At 71.6% G+C, this 26,609-nt stretch carries 20 protein-coding genes; 14 read left to right on the top strand and 6 right to left on the bottom strand.

The window, feature by feature from the left end:
* Nucleotides 1–148 precede the first annotated feature (148 nt).
* The 5 genes from DNK56_RS24295 to DNK56_RS24275 all read right to left on the bottom strand — a co-directional run bounded on the left by DNK56_RS24295 (nucleotide 149) and on the right by DNK56_RS24275 (nucleotide 5,227).
* The gene (locus DNK56_RS24295) at nucleotides 149–2,695 is read right to left on the bottom strand and encodes a SpoIIE family protein phosphatase (RefSeq protein ID WP_111337971.1); all 2,547 of its coding nucleotides are present in this window, start codon (nucleotides 2,693–2,695) and stop codon (nucleotides 149–151) included.
* Between the two features lie 194 nt (nucleotides 2,696–2,889).
* Nucleotides 2,890–3,318, bottom strand: coding sequence for an ATP-binding protein (locus tag DNK56_RS24290; protein WP_111337970.1), 429 nt, complete (start codon nucleotides 3,316–3,318; stop codon nucleotides 2,890–2,892).
* Nucleotides 3,319–3,600: 282 nt separating this feature from the next.
* Entirely contained in the window at nucleotides 3,601–4,002 is a 402-nt protein-coding gene (locus tag DNK56_RS24285) for an NUDIX hydrolase (protein ID WP_111337969.1), read from the bottom strand.
* Nucleotides 4,003–4,041: 39 nt separating this feature from the next.
* Nucleotides 4,042–4,227, bottom strand: a complete 186-nt coding sequence (locus DNK56_RS24280) for an SPOR domain-containing protein (RefSeq protein WP_111337968.1) — start codon at nucleotides 4,225–4,227, stop codon at nucleotides 4,042–4,044.
* Between the two features lie 247 nt (nucleotides 4,228–4,474).
* Nucleotides 4,475–5,227: a GntR family transcriptional regulator gene (locus DNK56_RS24275; RefSeq protein ID WP_111337967.1), complete on the bottom strand. Its 753-nt coding sequence runs from the start codon at nucleotides 5,225–5,227 to the stop codon at nucleotides 4,475–4,477.
* A 201-nt stretch (nucleotides 5,228–5,428) separates the two neighbouring features.
* On the opposite strand from DNK56_RS24275, the gene DNK56_RS24270 reads away from it, so the two are divergent.
* From DNK56_RS24270 to DNK56_RS24255, 4 genes are all read left to right on the top strand, one after another.
* The gene (locus tag DNK56_RS24270) at nucleotides 5,429–6,856 is read left to right on the top strand and encodes a glycoside hydrolase family 18 protein (RefSeq protein ID WP_111337966.1); all 1,428 of its coding nucleotides are present in this window, start codon (nucleotides 5,429–5,431) and stop codon (nucleotides 6,854–6,856) included.
* A gap of 301 nt (nucleotides 6,857–7,157) precedes the next feature.
* Nucleotides 7,158–9,347 (top strand): M4 family metallopeptidase, encoded by a 2,190-nt coding sequence (locus DNK56_RS24265; protein ID WP_111337965.1) that lies wholly within the window; start codon nucleotides 7,158–7,160, stop codon nucleotides 9,345–9,347.
* Between the two features lie 289 nt (nucleotides 9,348–9,636).
* Nucleotides 9,637–12,537, top strand: a complete 2,901-nt coding sequence (locus DNK56_RS24260; protein WP_111337964.1) for an AAA family ATPase — start codon at nucleotides 9,637–9,639, stop codon at nucleotides 12,535–12,537.
* Between the two features lie 314 nt (nucleotides 12,538–12,851).
* On the top strand, nucleotides 12,852–13,562 hold the full coding sequence (locus DNK56_RS24255; RefSeq protein WP_111337963.1) for a lytic polysaccharide monooxygenase: 711 nt from the start codon (nucleotides 12,852–12,854) through the stop codon (nucleotides 13,560–13,562).
* Between the two features lie 106 nt (nucleotides 13,563–13,668).
* On the opposite strand, the gene DNK56_RS24250 is transcribed toward DNK56_RS24255, so the two are convergent.
* Nucleotides 13,669–14,535: an SDR family NAD(P)-dependent oxidoreductase gene (locus DNK56_RS24250; RefSeq protein ID WP_111337962.1), complete on the bottom strand. Its 867-nt coding sequence runs from the start codon at nucleotides 14,533–14,535 to the stop codon at nucleotides 13,669–13,671.
* A gap of 154 nt (nucleotides 14,536–14,689) precedes the next feature.
* Here DNK56_RS24250 and DNK56_RS24245 point away from each other — a divergent pair, with 154 nt between their 5' ends.
* From DNK56_RS24245 to DNK56_RS24200, 10 genes are all read left to right on the top strand, one after another.
* Complete coding sequence (locus DNK56_RS24245) at nucleotides 14,690–15,271, top strand: TetR/AcrR family transcriptional regulator (RefSeq protein WP_241990070.1); 582 nt, start codon at nucleotides 14,690–14,692, stop codon at nucleotides 15,269–15,271.
* Between the two features lie 216 nt (nucleotides 15,272–15,487).
* Complete coding sequence (locus tag DNK56_RS24240; RefSeq protein ID WP_111337961.1) at nucleotides 15,488–16,732, top strand: helix-turn-helix domain-containing protein; 1,245 nt, start codon at nucleotides 15,488–15,490, stop codon at nucleotides 16,730–16,732.
* A 180-nt stretch (nucleotides 16,733–16,912) separates the two neighbouring features.
* A complete protein-coding gene (locus DNK56_RS24235) occupies nucleotides 16,913–17,677 on the top strand; it encodes a toll/interleukin-1 receptor domain-containing protein (RefSeq protein WP_111337960.1) in 765 nt (254 codons plus the stop codon).
* Entirely contained in the window at nucleotides 17,674–19,662 is a 1,989-nt protein-coding gene (locus tag DNK56_RS24230) for a hypothetical protein (protein WP_111337959.1), read from the top strand. The genes DNK56_RS24235 and DNK56_RS24230 overlap by 4 nt, the downstream gene beginning before the upstream one ends.
* On the top strand, nucleotides 19,659–20,822 hold the full coding sequence (locus tag DNK56_RS24225) for a hypothetical protein (RefSeq protein ID WP_111337958.1): 1,164 nt from the start codon (nucleotides 19,659–19,661) through the stop codon (nucleotides 20,820–20,822). The genes DNK56_RS24230 and DNK56_RS24225 overlap by 4 nt, the downstream gene beginning before the upstream one ends.
* A gap of 108 nt (nucleotides 20,823–20,930) precedes the next feature.
* Nucleotides 20,931–22,313, top strand: coding sequence for a hypothetical protein (locus DNK56_RS24220; RefSeq protein WP_111337957.1), 1,383 nt, complete (start codon nucleotides 20,931–20,933; stop codon nucleotides 22,311–22,313).
* Between the two features lie 338 nt (nucleotides 22,314–22,651).
* Nucleotides 22,652–23,032, top strand: a complete 381-nt coding sequence (locus DNK56_RS24215; protein WP_111337956.1) for a CPCC family cysteine-rich protein — start codon at nucleotides 22,652–22,654, stop codon at nucleotides 23,030–23,032.
* Nucleotides 23,029–23,760 carry a HEAT repeat domain-containing protein gene (locus tag DNK56_RS24210; RefSeq protein WP_111337955.1) on the top strand — a complete coding sequence of 244 codons (732 nt, stop codon included), beginning with the start codon at nucleotides 23,029–23,031 and terminating at the stop codon, nucleotides 23,758–23,760. The genes DNK56_RS24215 and DNK56_RS24210 overlap by 4 nt, the downstream gene beginning before the upstream one ends.
* A gap of 3 nt (nucleotides 23,761–23,763) precedes the next feature.
* The gene (locus DNK56_RS24205) at nucleotides 23,764–24,396 is read left to right on the top strand and encodes a DUF6000 family protein (protein WP_199563638.1); all 633 of its coding nucleotides are present in this window, start codon (nucleotides 23,764–23,766) and stop codon (nucleotides 24,394–24,396) included.
* 284 nt (nucleotides 24,397–24,680) lie between these two features.
* A complete protein-coding gene (locus tag DNK56_RS24200; protein WP_111337954.1) occupies nucleotides 24,681–26,603 on the top strand; it encodes a hypothetical protein in 1,923 nt (640 codons plus the stop codon).
* Nucleotides 26,604–26,609: the final 6 nt, after the last annotated feature.

Genomic DNA, 26,609 nt, shown 5'->3' with positions numbered 1-26,609 from the left:
GTACCTGATCACGTGGGCGGCCTTTCGCCCTGGGGGCGAAACCCCGTTTCTCGCCCTACTTCGCAGGAGTCCGATTCCTCCCTGGCCTGAGGGCGGGGGCATCCTCGGAGGTTCCCGGTGACGCGAGCGCGCCCGAGGCGGGCCCGGCTCAGAACATGCTGAGCAGCTCCTCCACCGAGCGTTCGGCGGGCGGCCGGCCGTCCGGCAGCGGCAGCTCGAACCAGACGGTCTTGCCGCGCGGGGTGCGCCGCGCCCCCCAGGCCGCGCTGAGCAGCCCGACGAGCTGGAGGCCCCGGCCGCCCTCGTCCGTGTCGCGGGCGCGCCGGCGGCGGGGCTGGACGAGACCGGCGTCCCAGACCTCGCAGACCAGGGTGCGGTCGCGCAGCAGCCGGAGCCGGATCTCGCCCTCGCCGTAGCGCAGGGCGTTGGTGACCAGCTCGCTGACCAGCAGCTCGGTGGTGTCCACCAGCTCGTCCAGGCCCCAGGAGGTCAGCTGGTCGCGGGCCAGTTCGCGGGCGCGGCCGACCGAGCGCAGCTCGCGGGGCAGCCGCCAGTCGCCCACGGCGTCGGCGGGCAGGCCCTGGATGCGGGCCATCAGCAGGGCGATGTCGTCCTCACCGTGCCGGGTGTGCAGCGAGCCGAGGACCCGGTCGCAGACGTCCTCCAGCGGCTGGTCGGGGGCGACGAGCGCCTTGCGGAGCGCGGCGAGGCCCTCGTCCAGCGGATGGTCGCGTGATTCGACGAGCCCGTCGGTGTAGAGGCCGAGGAGGGCGCCCTCCTTCAGCTCGACCTCGACCTCCTCGAAGGGTTCGCCGCCGACGCCGAGGGGCATGCCGGGCGGTACGTCGAGCAGCTGCGCGGCCTCGCCCGGCTCGACCACGACCGGCGGCAGATGGCCCGCGTTGGCGAAGGTGCAGCGCCGGGTGACCGGGTCGTAGACCGCGTAGACGCAGGTCGCGAGGTACACCTCGGAGAGGTCCGCCTCGCGGGACTTGTGCGCGGCGCGGGCGGGCCACTGGGCTCCCCCGCCGCCGGCGGAGGAGGCGGAGCCGGGGGTGCCGAGTCCGCGGGCGACCTCGTCGAGCGCGGAGAGCACCTCGGCGGGCTCCAGGTCGAGCAGGGCCAGGGTGCGCACGGCGGTGCGCAGTTCGCCCATGGCCACGGCGGCGCGCAGGCCGCGCCCCATGACGTCGCCGACGACGAGGGCGGTGCGGTGCCCGGGCAGCTCGATCACGTCGAACCAGTCGCCGCCGACCTCGTTGGCGGTGTTGCCCGGCAGGTAGCGGCAGGCGATGTCGAGCCCGGCGGCCTCCGGGTCGCCGGGGGGCAGCAGGCTGCGCTGGAGGATCAGGGCCCGTTCGTGCTCGCGGCGGTAGAGGCGGGCGTTGTCGATACAGACGGCGGCGCGGGCGGCCAGCTCGGTGGCCAGCGTCCGGTCCCGGTCGTCGAACGGCTCACTGCCCTTCGTGCGGGAGAACCGCACCAGGCCGACCGCGGTGTCGTGGGCGACCATCGGCACGGCGAGCGTGGACTGCACGAAGCCCCGGTCGTCGCCCGGCACGTCCGCCGCGCGGCCGGTGCGCAGGGCGATGGCGCAGGGCGAGCCGAAGGGGTAGCGGTGGACGGCGCCGAGCGCGGGGGGTCCGGTGGTCCCGCCCGGCGGTCCGGGGTGGGCGGGCACGGCGTCGGACACGGCGCTGGCGAAGGCGACCCGGCGCAGTTCGGCGGAGCCGCCGACCGCGTCCTGCGGCAGCGCGTTCCAGCTGCCGGGCGCCGCCTCGTCGCCGGTGAGCAGGGCCTGGTAGAGGTCGACGGAGGCCAGGTCGCAGAAGACCGGGACGGCCACGTCGAGCAGTTCGCGGGCGGTGGTCTCCAGGTCCAGGGAGTTGCCGATGCGGGCGCTGGCCTCGTTGAGCAGGGCGAGGTTGCGGCGGGCGCTGGCGGCCTCGCGGGCGGCGGTGTGACGTCGCGTCACGTCGGTGGCGAGTCCGGCGATGCCGATGGGGCGGCCCGAACCGCTGTGCACCCGGTAGAGGTTCATCGACCAGTGGCGGCGTTCGGTGTCGCCGGGGGCCGTGCCGACGAGCTGGAGGTCGGTGACGGAATTGCCCGTCTCCAGGACCCGTTCGAGGGTGGCGGTGAGGCGGTCGGCCTCGGTGCCGGTGAGGTAGTCCGCGACGGTGCGGCCCCGGTGGTCGTCGGCCCGGCCGCCGAAGACGGTGGCGAAGCGCTCGTTGGCCCGGACGACCGTGAGATCGGTGCCGAACAACACGAAACCGAAGGGAGATTGGCCGAAAATCGCCTGCGAGGCGGCGAGATCCGTCTCGATGCGGCGCAGGGCGCGGACGTCCACGACGATGCAGACCGCCGCCCGCTCGCCGGTGGCGGTCTCACTGGGCATCACATAGATCTCGGCGAGGCCGTGCGCCCCGCCCTCGCCGGGCATCCGGAACGGGACGAGACCCGTCCACTCCTTGCCGTCGAGCACCTCGCCGACCCTGCGGCGGCCCTCCCTGCGGACCTCGCCCGGCAGGAACGCCTCGACCGGGTCCCTGCCCAGGGCGTCCCGCGCGGCCACGCCGAAGAGACCGGCGGCCCGGCGGCTCCACTGCTCGATCAGCCCGTCCGGCCCGATCGAGAAGGAGGCGACTCTGATGTAGTCGTAGATCGAGCCAGGCGGACTGCTCTGCCACACGACGTCGCCCGCTGTCCCAGGTATTTCGCTCACGCGACCGTCCCCTCCAGCTCACACACCGGACCGGTCATGCCCGCAGTATTCAGCACTACGGCCCCGTCCGGCACGGCGTTCACGATCACAGCACGGTCTCAGTCCCTTTCAGCCAGGTTCTTCCCGACCTCCGGTGATCGCTGTGCGTCCCAACCTCACTCCTAACCAGGCAGAGCCAGCTCGAACCACACCGTCTTGCCGCTCTTTCCCCGCCGGGTGCCCCAGCGGCGTGCCGCACGGGCCACGAGCTGCAGTCCCCGGCCGCTCTCGTCGTCGGGTCCCGGCGTACGTTCGGTGGGTGCTTCCGGAAGCGGATCGGAGACTTCCACCACCAGTCCGGGGAGGGCGGCGGCGCGGCCACCGGCCGTCCGGGGGTGCGTCACACGCACCCCGACGGGCCCCGGTGTGTAGCGCATCGAGTTGGTCACCAGCTCGCTGACCAGCAGAACCGCCTCGTCGACCACGGCCCCGCCGAGGCCCCACTCGCGCAGCGCGCCCCGGACCGCCTGCCGGGCGGCGCGTACGGCACCGGGGACGGCCGGAAAGCTCCACTCGGCACCATCGCCTTCGGTATCGGTCACGCCGATCACTCCCAAGAGCCGGCAACGGTGACGTCCTGCTGACGGGGGACAAACCAGCACATACCCGAAATTCGTCACCGGACACCGCCGGGCTCGACACGCGGGGCGTACGGGTGTACGGCGGTGCGCACGTACGGGTGCCCCGGGAGGCGGGGGCGCACGCACCCGGCGCCGCGCTCCGCACCGCGGGCGCCCCGCCCGCAACCGTGCGCCGCCGGTGTCCGCCGCCGGCCGGGGCGCGCACCGGGCGCGGATCGGGTAACGGGGTCCCGGCGCGAGCGGGGGCGGCGGTCAGGCGAGGTCGCCCCACGCCCGGAGATCGTCGAAAAGCAGTTGGTCGACGGGCGGCACCAGATCCCGGTCGGCGTACGAGAACCACGCCACGTCCTCGATCTCGCTGCTGGCCCTCAGCTCGCCCGTGAAACCGGCGGTGTAGCAGGCCATGCGGACCACCGCGTCGCCGGGCAAGCCGGGCCCGCCCGCCTCGTACGTGCCCACGTGCGCGACGGACTCCGCGTCGATACGGACCGTCAGCTCCTCCCGGATCTCGCGCACGAGCGTGTCGAGGTCGCTCTCGGCGCCCTCCCGCTTGCCGCCCGGGATGTAGAAGACGTCCTTCCCCCGCGGCCGGGCGCAGAGAATCCGGCCGCCCTCGATGCGGACCCATGCCACCGTGTCGATCAGGACCGCCATCGCTCCGCCTCCACCGCCCGCGACCGTGTCGGCAGTACCTTACGGCCGGGCGGTCTGGCCGATGCGCTCCACCCAGTACAACTGCTCGCGCCCCCGGTCCTGCAGCTTGTCGGCGGCCCGCTGGGCCTCGCCCTGCGTGGCGTACCTGCCCACGCGGTAGCGGTTGCCGTTGTCGTCCTGCCGTATCACCAGCCAAGAAAGCACGGCACCGCTGTCGTTGCTCATCGCGTTTCTCCCGAGCATCGCGCCCCTCCCCTGAACAATGTGCACGCCCCCACGGAACTCCAGGAAACCCCAGTACGCATATGCCTGAGCGTACGCCTGACCTTCACGCAGCGGATACGGCTTTACACAAAGAGGTACCGATCCGGCCAGGAACAGACCAACGCCTCGGGGGCGCATTCTCGCGAATGCGCCCCCGAGGCGTCACCGGGTTCAGAGCATGACGATCAGGTGGCCCGGACCGGCCGGTTCACCTCACGGGCAGCCGGTAGCCGACCCGGTAGCGATCGGCGGGCACCACCACGTCGGCGGTCTCGACGGGCCGCCCCGAGGCGTGGAACGTCCGCTCGATCACCATCACCACATGGCCCGGTACGCCGCCCAGCGCCAGGAGCTCCTCCGCCAGCCCCGGGCGCGCGCCGACCTGTTCGGCCACGTTGTCCACGACGACGTCGATCGCGGCCATCCGCTCGACCACCCCGCAGCCGCCCAGCGGGCCCTCCTCCGGCAGCATCACCGGGGTGCGCCCCGTGATCGCCAGGGGCTCCCAGGAGGTGGAGAGCATCACGGGCTCGCCGGCCTCCCGGAACACGTAGTGCGTGCGCATCACCCGGTCGCCCGGCTCGATCCCGAGGCGCGCGGCGATCTCGGCGCTCGCGTCCTCCTGCTCGCTCCGCGACTCCCAGGTCCCGCGCACCCCTTCGGCCGCCTGCTCCTGCCGGAACGGTCCGGCGCCCGCGTCGGGCCGGAAGCCGGATCGCTCGACCATGCGCGGGACGGGCCGCTCGCGCACATAGGTGCCGGAACCGGAGCGCCCCTCGACCAGGCCCTCGGCCATCAGCACCTTGCGCGCCTCCAGCGCGACCGTGTCCGAGACCCCGTACTCCTCGCGGATGCGCGCCTGCGAGGGCAGCCGCGTGTGCGGCGGCAGCAAGCCGCTGACGATCTTCTCCCTCAGATCGCTCGCCACGCGCAGATAGGCGGGCCGCTCACCGAAAGCCACAGGCCACTCCCCAAGGTTGACGGACTGCGACAGCGTCGCAACCGTGGGTTCCGAACCGCAAGCGCAGGCCATAACTTCACTCGAAGTGATGACATCGGGCGGGCCTGCGCATAGTTCCGCACCGGATCGGCCAGGACGGCTTTAAACCGCCTTTGCCAAACCCTTGACCGCGTTTGGTCCAGACCAATAACTTCTGGCCTCATGCGTCGAAGAACCCAGTCTTCACTCGCCATCGCCGCCTGCGCCTTCGCGCTCGCGGCCTCCCTCTCCCCCGCGGCCAACGCCTCGTCCGGGCACGGCAACGGACATGGCAACGGCCACGGCAAGCACGGTGGCAAGCACGGCCACCACAACACCGCGCAGGACTACAAGCGCATCGGCTACTTCACCCAATGGGGCGTCTACGGACGCGACTTCCAGGTCAAGGACCTGGACACCAGCGGTACGGCGGCCAAACTCAGCCACATCAACTACTCGTTCGGCAACGTCAGCGCCGAGGGCAAGTGCTTCACGGGCAACATCCCCGGTGAGGCCGACGCCTGGGCCGACTACGTCCGCCCGCTCGACGCCGCCAACTCCGTGGACGGCGTCGCCGACACCGACGACCAGGCGCTCGCGGGCAACTTCAACCAGCTGCGCGAGCTCAAGGCCAAGCACCCCGGCCTCAAGGTGATGATCTCGCTCGGCGGCTGGGGCTGGTCCACCCACTTCTCCGACGCGGTCCGCACCCCCGCGTCGCGCAAGGCGCTCGTCTCCTCCTGCATCGACCTGTACATCAAGGGCAACCTGCCGGTGGACGGGACCCGCGGCGGCGACGGCGCCGCGGCCGGTCTCTTCGACGGGATCGACATCGACTGGGAGTGGCCGGGCTCGGCCGGTGACACCGACACGGTGTACCGCCCCGAGGACAAGCGGAACTTCACCGCCCTGGTCCACGAGTTCCGCGTCCAGCTCGACGCCTACGCCAAGAGCGAGGCCAAGGCCAAGGCCAAGGACCGCAAGGGCAAGCACCACAAGGCGAAGCCCAAGCACTACGACCTCTCGGCGTTCGTCCCCACGTCCCCCGAGAAGATCGACGCCGGCTTCGACATCCCGCGCATCATGCGGGACTTCGACTTCGTGAACCTGCAGGGCTACGACTTCCACGTGTCCGGCCAGGCGACGACGGCCCAGCAGTCCGCCCTGTACGCGGGCAAGGGCGACTTCTCCGTCGACCAGACCGTGCGCGACTGGCTGAAGCGCGGCGCCCCCGCCCGCAAGCTGGTCGTGGGCATGCCCTTCTACGGGCAGGGCTGGACCGGTGTGACCGGCGGCGGCGACGGCCTGAACCAGCCGGCGACCGGCCCCGCCCAGGGCACCTGGGGTGCCGGCTCCGAGGACTACAAGGCCCTCAAGAAGCTGGCCGACTCCGGCGCGTACAAGGTGCACCGCAACGTCCGCGACGGCAGCGCCTGGCTGTTCGACGGCACCACGCTGTGGACGTACGACGACCCGCAGGTGCTGCGCGCCAAGACCAAGTACATCCGTGACCACCGGCTCGGCGGCGCGATGTTCTGGTCGCTGGACGGGGACACCGAGGACGGCGAGCTGATGACCGCCGTCGACCGCGGGCTCTCCTCCCGCCGCTAGCACGCGCTGAACGCCCGAGGGGCGGTCGCCGGTACACCCGGCGGCCGCCCCTTCGGCGTGCGCACGGTCGCCGGCGGGCACGGGGACTCCCCGGTTCCGGGCCCGCATAGGGAAACCCCTCGGCATTCGCCCGGTGCCTGGCAGCCGCGCCGGGCGGCTCCACACACTCGTGCGTCGGCACCGCTCCCACCGGGGCGAAGCCGCCGGTCCACCGCGCCGCACGTCGTGCCGCCGCCCTCACCACCCCGCGGGGCGGTGGCCGGATACCGCCTGTACGAGGTGAAAGGACACCCCCGTTCCTATGTACATACGAAGAGCCGCGAGGCTTCTGACGGCCACTGTGGCCTGCGCCTGTGCCTCGGCCATCGCGCTCCCCGGCGCCACGGCCGCACCCGCGTCCCCCGCCCCCGCCGCCCCGGCGCCCGCCGCCGGCCCCCACGCCTTCGCCCCGGCCCCGTACACGACGAATCCGTCGCCCGAGGTCCGCCGCGAGGTCGAGGCCGACGCGAAGAAGGCGCTCTCGGCGCACGGAAAGGCCGCCTTCCGCGGTTCGTCCGACGCCTTCGAGGTCCGCAACCTGGTCGTCGACCGCGACGGCTCCGCCTCCGTACGCTTCGACCGCACGTACAAGGGCCTGCCGACGTACGGCGGCGATGTCATCGTGCAGCTGAAGAAGGACGGCACCTTCGACTCGCTGACCAGCGCGGCCCAGGTGACGACCCCCGCCCTGTCCACCGAGCCCGGTCTGACCGCCGCGCGCGCCGCGAAGCTGTCCAAGAAGAAGTTCGGGGGCCCGGCCGACTCGGTCTCCAAGCCGCATCTGGCCGTCCGGCTGGACGGCGACGCCTCCGCGCTGGTCTGGGAGACCGTGGTCAGCGGGGTGCGCGCGGACCAGACGCCGAGCCGGCTGCACGTCCTGGTGGACGCCAACTCCGGCAAGGTCCTGGCCACCCGGGACGAGGTCAGCGTCATCGCGCCCGAGGGCCGGACCGCCCCGGCCGCCGCGGCCGCCTCCGCCTCCGCCTCGTCCACGCGGTCGGCGGCCGCCACCGCGGTCACCGGCCGCTCGATCTACAGCGGCCAGGTCTCGCTCGACGCCACGCAGTCCGGCGGCGGCTACTCCCTCCAGGACCCCTCGCACGGCAACGGGTACACGACCAACCTGAACCACGCCACCAGCGGCCAGGGCTCCCTCTTCACGAGCAGCACCGGCACCTTCGGCAACGGCTCCCCCAGTGACCCCGCGTCGGCCGGTGCCGACGCCCACTACGGGGCGGCCATGACGTTCGACTACTTCAAGACGACCCACGGCCGCAACGGCATCTTCGGCGACGGCCGGGGCGTGCCCTCGCGGACCCACTACGGCAACGCGTACGTGAACGCCTTCTGGGACGGCAGCCAGATGACGTACGGCGACGGCCAGGGCAACCAGCGCCCGCTGGTCGAACTCGACGTCGCGGGCCACGAGATGGCGCACGGCGTGAGCGGCGCGCTCACCGGCTGGGACGAGACCGGCGAGACCGGCGGCATGAACGAGGGCACCAGCGACATCTTCGGCACGCTGGTCGAGTTCTACGCCGACAACCCGGTGGACCAGCCCGACTACACCATGGGCGAGCTGATCAACATCAGCGGCAACAACCAGCCGCTGCGCTGGATGAACCAGCCCTCGCTCGACGGTTCCTCGCCCGACTGCTGGAACAGCAACAACGGCAACCTGGACCCGCACTACTCGATGGGCCCGCTGAACCACTGGTTCTTCCTCACCGCCGTCGGCAGCGGCAACCACGGCTACGGCAACAGTCCGACCTGCAACAACTCCACGATCAACGGCCTGGGCAACGACAAGGCCGGCAAGATCTGGTACAAGGCGCTGGCCTCGTACGCCAACAGCCGTGAGAACTACCACCAGGCGCGCATCGACTCGCTGAAGGCCGCGGCCGACCTCTACGGCGCGCACTGCACCGAGTACAACACCGTCGACGCCGCCTGGGCGGCCGTCAGCGTCACCGGCGCGGACCCGGTCCCCGGCAACTGCGACAGCCAGCCCGGCTCCCCCTCGGTGACCAACCCCGGCAACCAGACGAGCGCCGTGGGCACCGCCGTCTCCCTGCAGATCCAGGCGAGCGACCCCGGCGGCGAGACGCTCACCTACAGTGCGAACGGCCTGCCCGCCGGTCTGTCGATCAACTCCTCGACCGGCCGCGTCACCGGCACGCCGACCACCGAGGGCACCTCGTCCGTGACGGTCACCGCGAAGAACACCGACAACGCGACGGGCACGGCGTCCTTCACCTGGACCGTCAACGGCGACGGCAACCCGCCCCAGGGCTGCGGCGACGTTCCGGCCTGGAGCTCCACCACGGCGTACGCGCCGGGCGACCAGGTCTCCTACAACGGCCACCTCTACAGCTCGCAGTGGTACTCGACCGGCGCCGAGCCGGGCGCGCCGGGCTCCTGGGCCGTCTGGACCGAGTCGGGCACCTGCTGACCCGGACCGGTCACCGCTGAGCGACTGAGTTCCGAGGGGTTTCCCGCCCCCTGACGCGGGAACACCGGTCACGGCGCACGCACCATCGCGCCGTGACCGGTGTGCGTGAAGGGCCCGGATACGGGTACGGGAACGCATGCGGTCCCCGGCGCGCGCACCCCGCCCGTCAGCCTTCCCGCGCCGGCCCGCCGTTGACCTCGCCACCTCGCGGTCCTACCCTCGGGCACGGCATGGGCGGGCCCCCGCTGCACGGGCAGTGGGAGTACAGGCTGCGCGCGAAGGGGCCCGAATGACCCGCTCGACCATGGACCGCTCCCCCGCCGGCGCACCCACCGCCGGCCCCCGCACCGCCGCCGCACACACTTCCGGCACCCGCTCCGCGGGCCGGGCCGCGCTGTGCGACACCGCCCGCGCCCATCTGGAGGGCGGCGGCGGCATCCTCCTCACCGGCCCCGAGGGCATCGGCAGGAGCACGGCCGCCGCACGGATCGCCGACGACCTCGCCGGCCGCGGCCACCGGGTGCTGCGCTGCTCGCCCTCCCCGGCCGACCGGGACAGCCCCTTCCTCGGCCTGATCGACCTGCTGGCCACCGCGGACGACGAGGCCCTGGCCGGGCTGGACGCCCATGAACGCGCCGTGCTCGAAGGCGCGCTGCTGCGCCGCACCCCGCCGGCCGGCACCGATCCCGCCACCGGCCGCGACGCCCTGGTGCTGCGCGTGGCCGTACGCAAAGTGCTGGCCGCCCTCGCCGCCGCCGAACCGCTGCTGCTGGTCGTCGACGACGTGCAGTGGCTGGACGAACCGACCGCCCGCACCCTGCAGTTCCTCGCCCGGCGCCCCGATCCGCGCCACGCCGTCCTCGCCACGCTGCGCACCTCGCCCCTGGCCGGCCGGCGCCCGGACACCTCCCCGGCGCGTGAGCTGTGTCCGCAGCCGGTGCGCACCCTGCCGCTGCCCGCCATGACCGTGTGGGAGATCACGGACGTGCTCCACACGCACGGCGTGCACGGCGGCCCCTCCTGGCCCCGGCAGCTCGTCGCCCGGCTGCACGAGGCCGCGTCCGGCAATCCCCGTACCGCTCTCGAACTGGCCGCCGGGCTCCAGGAGTCGGTGGCCTGCGGAGCGCGGCTGCCCGACTCATCGGAGCCGCTGCCGGTCCCCGACGCGCTGAGCAGGCCCGTGCTGGACCGGCTGGAGGCCCTGCCGGCGCGCGCCCGCCATCTGCTGCTCACCGCGGGCGCGGCCGCCCGCCCCACCGTCGAGCTGCTGCGCCGGGCGGGCTGCCGGCAGGTGGCCGCCGACCTCGACACCTGCGTACGGCACGGCTTCCTGTGCCCGCCGGAGCGCGGGGCGCTCCGCTTCGCCGACCCGCTGACCCCGATGGTGCTGGAGGCGAGCGCCCCGTACGCGTTGCGGATGGACGCCCACCGCGCCCTGGCCGGGGCGGCCGACGACCCGGTGGAGCGGGCCCACCATCTGGCCCGGCTGACGGCGGGCCCGGACGCGGCGGTCGCGGACCGGCTGGTCGAGGCGGCGGCGTCGGCCAGGCGGCGGGGCGCGCCGGGCACGGCGGCCCGGCTGGGGCGGCTCGCGGCCCGCTGCACCCCGGCGGACGCGGCGCACACGGGCACCGCCCGCCGGCTGGCCGCCGCCGAGGACGGGCTGGACGCGGGCGACTTCGACTTCGCGCGGGAGCTGGCGTACGAGGTGCTGGGTGACGCGGACCGGCCGGCGGACCGGGTGCGTGCCTGGACGGTGGTCGTCGACGCGTCGGGCCAGGCGATGTCGGAGATAGCGGACGTGTTCCCGGAGGCGGTGCGGGACGCGGGCGACGACCCCGGACTGCTGGCGCCGCTGCACTACCGGATGAGCTGGCACGCGTGGATGGTGGGCGGGTCGGCGGCGCGGGCCTGCGAGCACGCCGCGCGGGCCGCCGGACTCGCCGCGCGGGCGGGCGACCGGCGCACCGAGGTGCTGGCGCTGACGCAGCAGGCGTCCCTGGAGCTCTTCCTCGGGCGGCCGGAGGCGGAGTCCACGCTCACCGCCGCGCTGGCCGCCCCGCACGACGCGTACGCGATGAGCCACCACAACGGGCCGATCTATCTCAAGCACCGGTTCCATCTGGTGCACGACCAGTTGGACGAGGCCAGGGCGGAGTTGCGGACGCTCGTGTACACGCTGCGCCAGCGGGGTTCGGCGGACTGTCTGAGCCAGTGCCTGATCGGCCTGGCGCAGCTGGAGATCCAGCGCGGCCGCTGCCGCCAGGCCCTGTCGACGGCCCGGCAGAGCCTGCGGATCGCCGAGCGGGCCGGTTTGAGCCAGGGGCCCGCGTGGTACGCCGTCGCGCTGGCCGAGACCGCGGGCGGCAGCATGAGCCAGGCTCTGGCGGCGGCGGAGGCCGCGCGGCGGCACAGCGAGGACGACGACGACCGGCTGTTCCTGCCGAGGGCGCTGCACGCGGAGGGCCGGATCAGGCTGTTCGGCGGCCAGTACGCGAGCGCGGCGCGGCTGCTGCGCCGGACGGCCGAGATGGAGACCGGGCAGGGCCAGGGCGATCCTGCGACCCGGCGCTGGCACGCCGACCTCGCGGAGGCGCTGGCCCGCGGCGGTGCCCTGGACGAGGCGGAGTCGGTCGTGGACCGGGCACGCGGGCAGGCCGCCCGGCTGGGGCGCGCCGGTGTGCTGGCCACGCTGGACCGGGCGGCGGCGGTGATCGTGGAGGAGCGCGGCGGCCCGGAGGCGGCGGCCGCGGGGTACGAGGACGCCGCGGCGCGGCTGCGGGCCGCCGGGTACGTCCTGGAGGAGGCCCGTACCCGGGTCCTGCTGGGCCGGGTGCGCCGCCGCCTCGGTGAGGAGGGCGCGTCCCATGCGGCGTACGCCCAGGCGCTGCGCGTGTTCACGGCCGCAGGGGCGCGGGCCTGGGTGGCGGGGGTGCGGGCGGAGCGGGACCGGGGCGGTGAGGTGCCGCTGCCGCGGCTGGACGGGGACGCGTGGCCGGAGCGGCTCAGCTCGACGGAGCGGAGTGTGGTGACGCGGGTGGCCCAGGGGGCGACGAACCGCGAGATCGCGGCGGGGCTGACGCTGAGTGTGAAGACGGTCGAGGCGGCGCTCACCCGCGCCTATCGCAAGCTGGGCGCGAAGTCACGGGTGGACATCACCCGCATCGTCATGACCCGTCCGGCAACGTGACACCGCTTCCGATACCCCATCACCTTCCGCACCGTCCGACTCCCTTGACGAGTACACGCCTATGAGTATGGTCTAGACCTAGGTCCTGTCCGGAGTTCCAGCGCGACGCCGCGGGGGAACTCCGGACAGGACCCAGGTGAGTCTCGGTTGCCAGGGGTGACCGCGGCGCGCGATGGGAACTGCGGGCGGCACCCCCTCGCCACCGGCCGTACCCCGCCCCGCCGTGTCCAGCACCCCCCGGCAAGGCCGCAACCGGTGCGGGCGTGTCCGACCGCTGCCGTCACCCCGCGGCAGCTCCCAACATAGGAGTTGGCATGAACGCGAAGCGAAAACTGGCCCTCGTGATCGGTGCGGGTGTCGCCCCCCTGCTCGCGGTGGCCCTGCCGGCCACCTCGGCCAGTGCGCACGGATACGTCTCCTCGCCGCCGAGCCGCCAGGCCCAGTGCGCGGCGGGCACCGTCAGCTGCGGCCAGATCAAGTACGAGCCGCAGAGCGTCGAGGGCCCCAAGGGCCTGCGCAGCTGCAGCGGCGGCAACTCCCAGTTCGCCGATCTGGACAACGACGCCAAGGGCTGGAAGTCCACCCCGGTCGGGAGCTCCGCGAACTTCTCCTGGACCCTGACGGCCCGTCACGCGACGAGCACCTGGCAGTACTACATCGGTGGCTCGAAGATCGCCGAGTTCAACGACAACGGCGCCCAGCCCGGCGCCACCAAGACCCACCAGGTGAACTTCGGCGGCTTCACCGGCAAGCAGAAGGTGCTCGCCGTCTGGAACATCTCCGACACGGCCAACGCGTTCTACGCCTGCATCGACGTGAACATCGGCGGGACCCCCGGCGGTGACGGCGACGGCGGGACCCCCGGCGACTGCACCGCCGGTGCCTGGGAGGCGGGCCGCGTCTACAACGGCGGCGAGACGGTCTCGTACAACGGCCACAACTGGCGCGCCAAGTGGTGGGTCCAGGGCGAGCAGCCCGGCACGTCGGGCACGTGGGGCGTCTGGCAGGACCTGGGTGCCTGCTGACGCGTGACGAACCACCCCTCTCCGCAGCGGTTCACGACCGCTGCGGAGGGGAACGGGGCGCCGCTCACGCCGGACAGGCGGTGAGCGGCGCCTTCGTGCGCGGTGCTCATGCCGCGTACGGGGTGACCGGTGCGGCGGGCTCGGCGGATGCGCCGGGCCCGGCGGCCGGCCCGTCCTGCGCGGCCTTCGGGGCCGACGCGAGGACCTTACGGGTGACGCGCTCGGCGAACGCCGCGACCAGGGCGCGCGGCCGGCGCGGCGGAAGATGCGCGGCCAGGGCGTTGCCGAACCCCGGTGTGACGTAGGCGCGATCGCGGTCGAGAGCGGCCAGCGCGGCGCGCACCACCGGCTCCGGCGTACTCATCGACCCGTTGACGGCCGCCTCACGCGTACCGATGGCCTCGAAGAACGGCGTGTCGACCGGGCCGGGGCACAGGGTGAGCACGCGCACGCCCCTCCCCCGGCATTCCTGGCGCAGGGCGAGCCCGAAGTTCAGCACGAACGCCTTGGCCGCGCCGTAGACCGCGAAGTACGGGGCGGGCTGGAAGCCAGCGGTGGACGCGACGTTCACGACCGCGCCCGCGCCGCGCGCCAGCATGCCCGGAAGCAGGGCGTGGGTGAGGCCGACGAGGGCGACGACGTTGACCATCAGCTGGTCGTGGTCCCGGTCGGCGGCGATGTCCTCGAAGCGCCCGCAGGTCCCGAAGCCGGCGTTGTTGACCAGCAGCCCGATGTCGATGCCGAGCGCGTCGAGCCGATCGGCGATCGAACGGGCGGCGCCGGGCTCGGCGAGATCCCGCACCAGGACGTGCGCCGTTATGCCGTACCGGGCGGCCAGGCGCTCGGCGAGGGCGGTGAGCCGGTCCTCCGACCGGGCCACCAGGACGAGGTCGTGTCCGCGGGCGGCGAGCTGGGCGGCGAACTCCGCGCCGAGCCCGGAGGAGGCACCGGTGACGAGGGCGGTGGTGGGCATGGGAGGTCTCCTTGACTGGGGTCCGGGACGCACTCAACTGCAACAATAGAGTACAGATTCTTGAGGTAACTGCAACAAGCTTGCTCCACTTACTAAGAAAATGAAGCACCCCTGTATCGTTTAGCGAGAAGTCCGAACGGAACAGGGAGGCACTGTGGGAGAGAAGACGGCGAGGCCGCTGCGGGCGGACGCGGAGCGGAGCGTGCGCGCGATCCTGGAGGCGGCCGAACGCGTGCTCTCCCGGGACCCCGGCGCCTCCATGGAGCAGATCGCGGCCGAGGCGGGGGTGTCCCGGACGACGATCCACCGCCGCTTCGCCCACCGCCAGGTACTGATCGACGCGCTCGCTCTGTCGGCCGCCCGCCAACTCGCCCGCGCGGTGGACGACGGCCGCCCCGCGACCGCCCCGCCCCTGGTCGCGCTGCACCGCATCACGGCCAACGTCCTCCAGGTCAAGGGCGCCTGGACCTTCGCCCTGAGCCTCCCGGCCACACCGGGCAGCGAGGCGGCCGCCCTCCACGAGGAGATGGCCCGCCACTGCGTCGCCGTCCTGGAACGCGCCCGCGCCGAGCACCTGATCGACGCGTCCGCCGACCTCTCGTGGCTCCAGCGCGTCTACTACGCCCTCCTGGGCGAAACGCTGCACGGCAACCCGACGGACCCCACCACGGACCCGGACGCGCTGGCCGCCCGAGTGGTGAACACATTCCTGCACGGAGCCGGCCCCCGAACCTGACCCACCCCGTCGTCACCCGAACAGGCAACAGGCAACCCTGCCGAATCCCGATGCCCCCGGCCCACCTCGTGCAAGACTCACTCATGGATGCGGAGCGAAGCGACCTTCTCACGGAGAGTGCCCGCTTCCGCTCGCCGCGTCCTCCCGTGAACGTCGAACGCAGATCCCCCGTGAGGGCGTACCGCTCTCACGGCCACTCTTCGAGGGGGAGCACCGATGACGAGCACACCGGCCCACTTCGGCCCGGAGCTTCGCCGATTACGTATGGAGGCGGAACTGTCGCTGAGCGACATGGCCGCAGCCCTCAACTACGACAAGGGGTACCTCAGCAAGGTGGAGCGCGGCGAGCGTTCCGCGTCGCCCGAACTGGCCCGGCGCTGCGACGCCTTCCTCGGCGCGAACGGCGAGTTGCGGCGCCTGGTCGTCCGGTCCGACTCCGATCCCGACGATGCCGCCGCTCCCGCCGACAACCTCCTGCGGGTCGGACGACGTGAAGTACTCGCGGCGGGGACGGGCTCCTTGATAGAGCTCGGGCTGAAGCTCGGCGGCCCGGCCGCCGCTGCGGCCGATCCGCTGCTGCTGTCCTTCCAGGCCCAGTTCGACCAGCTGCGCAAGCTCGGTCAGTCCACGGCTCCGAAGGCTCTGCTGCCTCTGCTGGAGACGCAGACGCGCCTGGTCGTCGGGTTGGCTGCCGCGGCCTCTTCCGCCACTCGTGCCCCCGCCCTCGTGCTGGCGTCGCGCTTCGCGGAGTTCACCGGCTGGATGGCGCAGGAGGCCGGCAACAGCGCGGCAGCGCTCGACTGGACCGACGAGGCAGCCGAACTGGCCCGCGCCGGCGGGGACCCTCACCTCGGTTCGTACGCACTGGTGCGCCGCGCCCTGGTCACGTTCTACGGCGGCGACGCCGCGAGCACGATCGCGCTGGCCCGCCGGGCCCAGGGCCATCACCTGCCGCCCCGCGTCCGGGGACTCGCGGCCCAGCGGGAGGCGCAGGGGCACGCCCTCGCCGGTGATGAGCGCGCCTGTCTGCGGAGTCTCGACCGTGCGCGGGAACTCCTGCGGAGCGACGGGGCCCGTGGCGGCTCCGGGCCCGTACTGGGCACCACGCATGTGACCGATCCGGCCGCGATGACGACCGGATGGTGCCTGTACGACCTCGGCCGCCCGGCGGCGGCCGCCGAGGTGCTGGACCGGGAATGCCGGCGTCTCCCGGCGCACGCTCTGCGCACCCGCGCCCGGTACGGCCTGCGCAGGTCCCTGGCACACGCCGCTTCCGGCGAGGTCGAGCACGCGTGCACGATCGCCGGGGAGTTGCTGGGCGTGATGCCGGCCGTTCCCTCGGCGACGGTGAACGCCGACGTGCGGCGGCTGGCCCGCGAGCTCGCACGCTTCCGGAGCAACCGGGCCGTACGCGATCTGCAGCCGGCTCTGGCACGCGTCCTCGCGTCCGCGCACGCCTGACACCACCTCACCACCCCCTCCGGCTTCCCCGCGTCGCCAGGCCCCCGGCTCCCGTGTGCGCCGGCGTCAGGGATGCGCCGTCTTCCCCGCGCCTGCGCGAAATCGCCATGCCGTGACGGCAGCGCGCCGCTTCGCCCTGCCCCGACTCACCCCGTAACACACCCTGTGAAAGGACCTTTCATGCCCGATGTCTTCGTCAATTACCGCACCGGCGACGAGGAAACAACGGCGGCCATGATCAACCGGGAGCTCGCCCGGCGGTTCGGTCGTGAGCGGATCTTCTTCGCCAGCGACTCGATCGAACCCGGTCAGCGCTACCCCGCCAAGCTGATCGAGGCCGTGGAGGAGTGCCAGGCACTCCTGGCCGTCATCGGACCCCGCTGGGCCGAGGTGCGAGGAAGCGACGGACGCCCCGCGTTCGAATCCGAGCGGGACTGGACCCGACGCGAGATCGAAACCGCCCTCTGCCGCGGAGTCCTCGTCATCCCCGTACTCGTCGGCCGTGCCACCCGCATCGACCCCGCCGCCCTCCCGGAGGATCTGCGGGAACTGGCCGACTGTCAGTACCAGCGGTTCGACCACCGCAACGCGGATGCGGATCTGAAGGCCCTGGGCGACGCGCTCTCCAGGCTCCTGCCCGAGCTGGGCCACGAGGATCGCGACGCCCGCGCGGTGCGGGAACCGGGCGAAGAAGGCGGGCACACCCGGATGCGGACACGCGATGTGAAGCAGCGCATTCGTGGTGGCATCGGCAACCTCAACGGAGACCTCGGTACGTTCGTCAACGAGCCGCAGGGCCCGGTGAACACCGGGCGGGGGCCTCAGTACAACGCGCCCCACTTCGAGGGGGACAACACCGGGGTGCAGTACACGGCGGGCGACAACAGCGGCACGGTCCATCAGCGCTTCGAGCGCGAGCGCCGGCGCGCGGACGACGAACGATGACCGATCAGGACCACGTCACGGTCAACGATCCGAATGGCCCCGTCAACAACGGCAGCGGCCCGCAGAACAACTATTACGGCGTCGGCGCGGACTGGATGCGCCGCAAGCGTGTCGACACCCTCCGGATCGTCCGGGAGGACCGGGTGCGACTGGCCGACCGGTTCGCCCGGCCGGCGGGATACCGGGTGGGCGCCGACCGTCTGAAAAGGCCCGGAGCGGTGGTGTTACTGGAGGGAGAACCGGGAAGTGGCCGACGTGCCGCGGCGATCATGCTGCTGCACGAGCTGGGCACCGAGGACGCCTCCGGTTCCGCCGAAGGGCGCTTCGAAGAACTCCCGGCGATGGACAAGGACCAGAACCCGTTCGCGCCGGCCGAGGGCGACCGCTTCCTCCTCGACCTGTCGGGGATCGCGGACGAGGAGGAGTACGCCGGGGCCCAGCGCGAGCTGGACCTTCGCCGGTCCCGGGTCCAGGAGGCCGGGGCCCGTATGGTGGCCGTCCTTCCGGCCGGCCTGGAGTACGCCCGCAAGCCGGACCTGGAACCGTACATCGTGAAGCTGGGGCGTCCCAGAGGTGTCACCGTCCTCACCCGGCACCTCCGTATGGACCGTATGGCCTTCCGCCCCGCGGACCTCGCGAACCCCGCCCTCCAGCAGTTGTGCGACCGCTCCCCCATGCGTGAACTGGCGCAGCTCGCACGGCTGGTCGGAGAAGCGCGCGACAGCCGCCGGTTCGGAAGCGATTTCGCCGGATGGCTCGATCAGGCGATCCATGCGGTGACCGACCGGGCCGGTGAGGTGGGCCGGCAAGTGGCCGAAGCACGCTCCACCCCGGAACGGGCGCTCCTACTGGCGGCCGCCGTCTTCGAAGAGGCTCGCGCCGACACCGTGTACAGGGCATGGCGCGGCCTGTTGCGGACCGTGAAGTACGAGGACGAGACGACGACCGAACTCGCGGGAAGCGACTTCGGGGAACGTCTGACCGCGCTCGGCATCGAACGGGACGCCGGCGGTCGGCTCCGCTTCGGTCACCTGGCCTACGCCGACGCGGTCCGCACGTACTTCTGGGCGAACTTTCCGGGAGTACGCGACGATCTCAGGGACTGGATCGGCCAGGCGGCCGGGCAACAGGACCTGACCCTCGACGACCGGGTCGGCATCGTCGTCCGCTTCGGCGAGTGCGCCCTGGCGGTCGACCGGCCCGACCACCTCTTCGCCCTCGCGGTCCAATGGGCGAACGGCTCGACCGGCGCCCATCGCGATCAGCGCGCGGTCACGGCGCTCGGGCTCGGGCTCAGCCACGAGGGGCTGGGCGGCTGGTTCCGCCGGAAGATCTACGAGTACGTACGGTCGGGCGCTCTGTCGGACGGTCTGGTACGCGTGCTGACCGCCGCCTGTTGCCAGTACCTGGCGATGACGCACCCCGATCAGGCCCTCGTACGGCTGCACCACCTCGCCGTACGCAACAGCGGGGCGGCGGCCCGAGAGGCGAGGGACGCTCTCTTCGAACTCAGCTGTCGCGACCGCCGGCTTCACCGGCTGCTGATCGATCGCCTGCGCGAACGAACGCGCCAGGAGCCGCGTGCGGCGGCACCTCACCTCCGGCTGCTCGCAGAACTGCTGACGAGCGACCGCGCATCGGACCCGCCCGTCTGGCCCGACCTGTTCGTGGGCTGGGAGGCGGTCTTCGCCCAGCCACCCACCGAGCTGTGGACGTCCATGGTGAACAGCTGGCTGAGCAGCGCGGCGGAGGAATCCTCGCGGGAAATGGCACTGGGTGTGATGGTCGGTGCGACACGCGGCCGCCCGGCCGCCCTCCAGCGCCTCTACACCCTCGCATGCGACTGGGTGAGGACCTCTCACCGGCCCGAACGGTCGGCTGTCGCAGGCCGCTTCTGGCGGTACATCGATGACGCGCAGTGCGACCGCGCGGAAGACGCACCGGACATGGGTGCGGGAACCCGGACCAGGGAAGAGGCACGATGAGACACCGCTTCACCGGCATGCTGTTCGTGGCTCTCTGCGGCCTCGCACCGGCACTGGTCGGGAGCCTGCAGCACTGGTCACCCTGGCTGTGGGGCTTCATGTCCATGGTCACGGTCTCGGGCTCCCTGCTGCTCGTGATGGCGTTCGCCGGCAACGGGCGCGAGCCCGCCGGCACGGATGAGCCCGTGGAACCCGAGCCGGCCGCGCCGCCGGAGCAGCCGTACGCGGAGACCCGTGTGAGCGAGGCCCCGCTGCCCAGTGCGAGGGACGGTTACGACTTCCTCTTCTCCGCCACGGTGTGGTGGCGGACCGTGCCCGACCACGCCGACTGGTCCGGCAGCGTTTCGCCTGCTCTCGCCGTGTCCTCGGTCGTCAACCGGGCTTCGTCGGTGGTCCGCCACGAGGACCCCGCTCGGGCGAGCTTCGCGCGCTACCTCCTGGAGGGTGAGCTCGGCTTCCCGTTCACGGACCGGAGCGGGCGGGTGGAGTGCACGGTCGCCGACGTGACGCTGACGCTCGCCTCCGAGGACAGCGAGCGCCTGCGGAAGCTGAACAATCTGCGCAAGGACGAGGAGGTGTGGGAGCACGAGCGCCAGTACGAGCGCAGCAAGCGGCGCTATCTGGGCGACGATGTGCTCAAGAGCACAGGCAGTGCGGTGGTGTGGTGGCTGGCCCGCCACGAGGAGGAGATCGAGAAGGCGGTCGACATGATCGGCCCGCTCGCCCAGGTCGCGGCGGCGGCCCAGGACCAGGAGGTGCCCGACCTCTTCCGTCACCTCCTCGTACCACCCGTGGCCGCTCATGGTGAGGCGACGGACGAGTTCGTCCGGGAGGAACAAGTGAGCGTCTCCGAACGCCTGCTCCTGCTGATGGAAGCCGCGGACCTGAAACCTGACACGGACGGGTACACGGTCCTGGTGCACCGTGTGATGCGCACACTGCAAGCGAACGGCCGGGAGGACGCCGCCGACGAGATCCGCCGGACGTTCCTGCTGCCTGACGACGAGGACGAGAGCGACGCCCCCTCGTACACGGCTGCCTCCCCGTCGGAGGACGACGCCGAGCGGGACTGGGGTTCACCGGAGACCGACGACTCCGCCTCCGCGTACTACTGGGACGCCCCGCACAGCCCCCACCCCCCGGAGGACCCCGACAACTGATCCCGCCGCCACCCTTCGCCGCGTCCGCCCCGCCGACCCCGGCGGGGCGGGCGACGCCGGGTGAGGTGCGGGCGTACTGATGTCGGAGTCGGCTGGAACACTGCGGTCGTGATCGACGAGACGACCCCGGGTCCTGCCGGTGCTCCCGCAGGCCCCCTGCCGCCCAGAGCACAGGCGGCGCTCGCCGGCACCCCCTGGGAAGGGCTGCCGCACGCCTGTACCGGCCGGCACGGTGTGCCCGACACACCGGACGTCCTCGGCGCTGTGCTCGCCACCGACCCGGCCCGCCGGGTTCGGGCGGTGGGCGATCTGTATCGGCTGGTCCTCCATCAGGAGCAGGTGTTTCCGGCGACCGCTCCGGCAGCCTTGGTCCTGGCAGGTCTTCTGGACGATCCGCGCACCCTCTCCGAAGACCGCTGGGAGCGCAGGGCCGGTCGGCGGTCGCTTCGCGCCGAACTGCTGAACTGGCTGGTCTCGTTCGCCGACCTCGCCCGCCTGGACGTCGAGGACGGCGTCGGCACGGCGCAGGATCTGGCTGCCGCCCGTGCGGCGAGGCCACTACTCCACGACCGCATCGCGGACTTCTACGACGCCGACGATCCGCCGGTGAGGGAGGCCGCGCTCGCCGCCACCGCCCTGCTCCTGGCCGACCCCGCCCTCGCCTCGCACGTCCCCCGGTACGCGCCCGCCGTCCGCGAGGTCCTTGCCGTGAGCGCGGACTCGTACTACCGGTGCATCGCCCGGGAACGGCTGACGGCTTGGGGAGAGGACGTCACCGGGCTCATCACCGCGGAGGAGGAGCGCCGCGTGGCCCTGGACCGGGCGCACGAGTTGGCGGAGGACCCGTTCGGCGGCGAGGCCCAGGAGCAGGCGATCCGCTGGCTGGAGGAGCAACCCGAGGACACCGCGGCTCCGCAACGACTGGGCCGCCGACGCGAGGACCGGACGGCGCCCGAGCCGGCACCCGAGCCGCCCGTGGCCGCCCCGTGGCGGATCGCCCGGGAGGAGGAGCGTGCCGAGTGGACGTTCACGCCGTACGTGGGAGTCGGCCCCCTGCACTTCGGGATGACCTTGGAGGAGATCACCCGAGCCCTCGGCGAGGAACCGGCCGTCTCGTCCTACTCCCACCACGGCGAAGACCCGCAGCTCAGCTACGCCGACTTCACCGCGAGCGGGATCAGGGCCCTCTTCCGCAACGGCCGCCTGGGGTGCGTCGCCGCAGACGCCCTCACCGGCCCCCAGGTGAGACTGGCCGCGGCCCCGCTGACCGGCTGCGCACCGTCCCACGTCGAGGCCTGGCTCGCCCACCGCACCACACGGCCCGGCGCCCTGGCGTACAGCGTCGCCGACGACCCGATCTTCGCCGACCTAGGCCTGGCGATCCGCTCCCAGCGGGCCGGCGACATCGTCCTGACCCGCCCCCTCTTCCTGCTCCACGACTGGCTGGACCTGTGGCACGCACTGCCAGACGAGGAGTGGAACCACCCGTGAAACGTCCACCGGCCCGATCGCCGCCGCACGCCGACAGCGGCGATCACCGCGCAGACCACACAGAAGTTTCCCGACTTCGGCAACGCCATCCCGAAGCGCTGCCACTGAAGCCGGACCGATGCCCTGGACGGGTCAGACGTTGAAGCGGAACGTCTGCGGCCCGATCCTGACCTGCGGCGGAGCCCCCTCCAGGGCTCTGACCAGCCTTTTCCTCGTTGACATGCGTTGGCCCCCGACGGCCATTCACGGGTGTCCCGCAGACTGGCTGCGGACTGGCCGGGGTCCCGAGGCTGAGAAATCCATGGCACACGGGCAGGACCTGCAACGAGACTGCGCAGGTGAGCAACTCCTACCCCTGTCCTTGCTGCGGGCACCGCGTGCTGGACGCGATGCCCGGCTCGTACGAGATCTGCCCCGTCTGCTTCTGGGAGGACAACGGGGTCCAGTTCCGCTGGCCCACCATGGCTGGCGGCGCGAACAAGGTCTCCCTCATCGAGGCCCAGCGCAACTACCAGGACTTCGGCGCCTGCGACGAGCACGGCCGCCGGTATGTCCGCCCTCCGGCCGAGGGCGAGCCGCTCGACCCCGCCTGGCGCCCCATCGACCTGACCCGGGACTCCTTCGAGTACTGGACAGCCGAGGACCGCGCCCCGTGGCCCGACGACAGCTCGGTGCTCTGCTGGTGGCTCCCCACTTTCTGGCGCCGGGACCACCCATGAGCACCCACATCGAGCGACTCATCCAACAGCTCGACGACTCGACCGGCCCGTCGTACGACGCCCGCGCGGAACTCATCGGCATCGGCCCCGACGCCGTCCCCGCCATCATCGACGGACTGCCTTCCCTCGACCGCTTCGGTCAACTGACCGCCATCGAGGTCTTCGAAGAAGTGGCGGACCCACGCTGCGGCCCCGCCCTGATCGCCCTCCTGCACAGCGACGACTCCACCGTCCGAGAATGGGCGGCGATGGCCCTGGCGAGCCTGAAGATCGACGGCGCGGTCGAGCCCGTGCGCCGCGCCTATCGCGCCTGCCTGGAACGAGCGACGCCACCGGACTGGAGCGAGCCGCAAGGCATCCGCTGGGCCCTGACCGAACTCGGCGCCCGCACCCCCGTCGTCCCGCCGCTCACCGCGCGCCTACGACCCATCACTGCGGACAACGCCCCCGGCTGGCCTTCAGCCCACTTCACCGAGATCATCAACGACCTGGCCGAGCACGCCCAGGTGATCCTCTACTCCCAGTTCTGGCGAGTGGACGCCGGCGGTACATACGGCGTCTCCAGCACTGGCCTGGACTGGGAACTCGACTGGACCGCGCCTTGGGAGCACCTGGTCGAAGAGTCCCGCACCTGGTCCCTGCTGGAAGCCTCCGAGGCCCCCGTCGGCGACAACATCTTCGCCGCCCCCGCCTGGATCGACCGTACAGACCTGTACCCGGAGAGGTGACCGATGCCGTTCCAGCACCCCAAGGAGATCGGCTACGGCTACGTGATCGAGCGCTACGCGGCGAGGAAGGACTCAGGCCACGCGCGCTACCTCGTCCTGAAAAGTGGTCGATTCCTGCGGCCCGAGTGGCCTCACGCCGAACATTTCGCCCGTCACCTCATCGACGACTCGGCCACGATCACCGGTGTCGAGCTGGAGGCCCTTCTCGGCTACGAGTGGCGCTCACGCCTCACCGCCGCCTGGCTGATCGGCGCAGGCCGACGCGCCACGTTCCGCGAACGCATCGGCGACCTGCTCCTGGCCAGCGAGTTCTGCTTCTCCGGCAGCGCCTATTGCTTCGCCCTGGCCCGCTTCGGCACCCACGCGGACGCCGAGGTCCTCACCGCCTACCTCGACCACTACCTCCCCCGCACCGACCTCCGCTACGACCAGCCCGCCGCCCTCGGCGCCCTCCTCCGCCTCGACGCCCACCTCGGCACCCACCACGCGGACCGCTTCACCCAGCCTGACGGTCTCTGGGAGCAGTGGGTCAATGCCCTGGCCCACCTCCGCGACCACCCCGCCTACACCCCCGTCGAGCGTCGCCGCTGGACGGACCTCCAATGCGACTTCGCCAACGGCTGGACCCGCGGTTGACGCCTCGAGAGCTGCGAGATCACTCGGTTCGGGATCCACGCTGAGAGGCGGCGGTAGGCCCGCTACACCGGGTCCGGCCCAACCCTGGGCCTGCCTCTTACCCCACCGATCACGGAACTCGATGGACCCTGGGATCTTTTGGGGTCCAGGCCCTCTGGTGCGGTATATCGTCGTGCCCCAGGTGTAGGCGGAACGGGGTCCCCTTCTGCCAGCCGCATGGGGCAATCTTTACTTCTGCGCTCCGCTGCGGCACTGGTCGTACGTTGCGGCAAGGGGTGGTGGGGATGCATCTTCCCGATCTCGACTTCACTCGGATCCGCGCCCTGGGCGCCGGCGGGCAGAGGGACGGGTTCGAGCAGTTCATCTGCGAACTGGCGGCAGAAGAATCGCCGCATGCTGACGCCACCTTCGTCAGCCTCAACGGCTCTGGCGGAGACGGCGGTGTCGAGTGTTTCTGGACACTGCCTGACGGAAGCGAAGTCGGCTGGCAGGCCAAGTTCTGGGTGCATCAGGACGACGTGGACGAGAGCCAGCTCAACAAGTCCGTGACAGCAGCACTCACGGTGCACCCCCGCATCGTGCAGTACACGATCGCCATCCCCGTGGATCCGACAGGTCCCACTGCACGCAAGGGCAAGTCTCTGCAGGAGAAGGTCTACGGGGAAGGCGGTTGGCTGAGCAGCTGGCGGAAGGAAGCCACAGAACTAGGCGTATCGGTCGAATTCCGCATCGAGTGGTACACCAACCTGGTCACCCGGCTACGGAAGGGCGATCCTTCAGGTGCGCGAGCACGCTACTGGTTCGACTCCGACGTCCTGCCGGAGCACTGGTGGCAAAACCGCCTTGACGACGCAGTCTGGGCTGCGCGTCCTCGGTACGTCCCGGAACTCACGGTGGATGTGCCAGCGCTGGATGCCATTGCTGCCTTGTGTGGCGATCCGGAGTGGCATGCGACGTTGGACAGTCACGCCTCCCTGCTTGGGCAGCAGATTGATCAGCTTCGCGATGCAGAGCCCTACGGGGGCAGCCGGCCCATCGACCTGACTGACGCACGGGACGCGGTCCGCCACGTGGTCACGGCGCTGCAGCGCTGGCGAGACCAACCCTCCGACGCCTCACGCCAAGTTCTTGACAGAACACTTCAAAATTCCCACGCCTCAGTGTCCGACGCCGAGCAGGCTGAGAGCGAGGCACTGACTGCCGCGCATGGCGACGAGTGGGACTCACCTACATGGCGGCAGCATCAGGCCGAATACATGGTGGCCTTCCCAGCAGCGCGTGTGGACGCGTTGCGGGGGCTAAAGCAGGCCGTCCAAGAGCTAATCTCCTTCGTCGCTGGCCCGTTCGAACGGCTGCCCGGCGCGCGCTCGATGCTCCTGCCCGGTGATGCTGGCCGCGGCAAGACGTTCGTCACGCTCGATGCCGTTGCACGGCGCCTGTCGCGTCGTCGCCCCAGTCTGTTCGTCCACGGTCTCTGGTTTCGCGATGGCGACCTGCTGACGCAGCTCCGCGAGCGCTTGCACCTGCCGACCGATCTCACAGGTGAGGAGGTTCTCGCAATCCTGGATCAGGCCGGGCGAAGCTCGGGCAGTCCGGTGCTCGTCGTTATCGACGCATTGAACGAGACACGCCCGCGAACAGTCTGGCGTGATGAGCTAGACCGCCTGGTCGGCATCATCAGCCGCTTTGAGAACCTGCGCGTCGTATTCACGTTGCGATCTCACTACACCGAGCAGATTGTCCCGTCCGGTCTGGATATGCCGACCTTCATCCACCGCGGGTTCCAAGGCGTCGAGTTCGAGGCCGTGACGGAGTATGCCGACTATTACGGCCTGGAGCCGCCAACCGCACCGCCAATCCACGGAGAGTTCGACAATCCCCTGTTTCTGCGACTACTGTGTGACGCCCTCAAGCAAGGCTCCCGGCTATCCCTGGACCAGGCGTCGATGGGTATCGACGAACTCGCTCACCTCTTGCTGGATTCCGCAAACGAGCGGATCAGCAGCCAACTCGACGCGCCTCGCACCGACCGGATCGTTCACCGGGCGATGTACGCGTTCGCGCACGCGATCGGTGCTACGCCGACCGCCTGGCTGACCCGGCCAGACGCTTCAGTGCTCCTTCGTGGGCTCTGGCCCAACGTCGCTCGCTTAGTTCATGATCGCGTAGAGTCTCGGTCTTGTGCCGAGAGATCACATAGTTGGTGAGACGTA

The sequence above is a fragment of the Streptomyces sp. AC1-42W genome, from assembly GCF_003248355.1.
Taxonomy (GTDB): Bacteria; Actinomycetota; Actinomycetes; order Streptomycetales; family Streptomycetaceae; genus Streptomyces.
This window is presented reverse-complemented; position numbering and strand designations above follow the sequence as displayed.